Origin of the sequence: Dietzia sp. DQ11-71 (genome assembly GCF_014144995.1) — a bacterium.
Lineage (GTDB): Bacteria > Actinomycetota > Actinomycetes > Mycobacteriales > Mycobacteriaceae > Dietzia > Dietzia kunjamensis.
The window spans coordinates 1-1090 of sequence record NZ_JAALDT010000528.1; the positions used below are offsets into that span (position 1 = coordinate 1).

1 protein-coding gene and 1 pseudogene are annotated in these 1090 nt (G+C 73.8%); both read right to left on the minus strand.

Annotated elements, in window-relative coordinates; translation table 11 throughout:
• A partial coding sequence (locus G6023_RS15630) for an MFS transporter (protein ID WP_472986461.1) occupies positions 1-559 on the minus strand: 559 nt, incomplete at its 3' end.
• A pseudogene (locus tag G6023_RS15635) lies at positions 556-1090 on the minus strand (TIGR02569 family protein); the annotation flags it as partial. The pseudogene G6023_RS15635 and the gene G6023_RS15630, both read right to left, overlap by 4 nt.

Here is a 1090-nt window from a genome sequence, read left to right on the forward strand (position 1 = left end):
CGGCGACGACGGCGAGGACCGCCCACCACCCGATGGAGACCCGCCACCCGGCGGCCTCCTCGACCGGCACCGCCACCAGCGCCGGGACGACGGTGCCCAGCTGCAGACCGGTGATGTAGGCCATGCTGACCGCGGCCACGTGCCGGGGGAAGTACTTCTTGACCAGGGGCGGGGCGACGACGTTGCCGATCCCCATCCCCGCCAGCGCGATGAGTGATCCCGCGCCCATCACCCAGGGGTCGTGGGCGGCGGCCCGGATGAGCTGCCCGACGGCCGCCGCGACCATCGCCAGGACCGTGAGCATCTCCAGACCCACCCGGCGTAGGACGATCGGGGTGAGCACACCCCAGACGGCGAACATGGCGGTCGGGACCATCCCGAGCAGCCCCATCCCGGCGGCGCCGAGGCCGATCTCGGCGTCGATCACCCCGAGCAGCGGGCTGAGGGAGGTGACGGCGGTCCGGAGGTTCAGCGAGACGAGGACGACGCCGACGAGGGCCACGAGCGGAAACGCGAGGGCACCCTGGCGGGACGATGCCCGCGGGGAACGGGGGGTCATGCCGACGTGTCCCCCACGAACTCGCCGACCTCGCGGGCCATGGACTGCAACCCGTCCATCGCGTGCGGCCGCGAACCGGGGTGCAGCGCGTGTACCGCCAACCGGAACACGGCAGCGCGCAACACCATCTGGGGCCACTGCTCGAGATGGCGCCATCTGCCGAGGACCCCGATGTCGGCCGTCCCCCACGACAGGTGGTCGACGGCGACGACCGCGGCCGACCACGAGGTCGGCCGGGCATAGGGCACGACGTCGGTCAGTGCGGGTTCGGCGGACGAGTCGAAGAGCAGACCCCGGGCGAGATCCCCGTGGACGACGCCGGTCACGGGGATCCCGACCGGCCTGCGGTGCCGGATGAGGCCCGTCGCACCGAGCAGAGCGGCCGCACGGTGGGTCGCGAAGGGCGTACCGCGGTCCTCCATCCCGGGCGCCAGGTCGTGCTCGGGGTCACCGTCCCAGGCGGCCGCCTCGGCGAACGCGAACAGGTCGGTCTCGGCCCACGGGCGCCTCGCCGGGCGGGTGGCGGGCCGC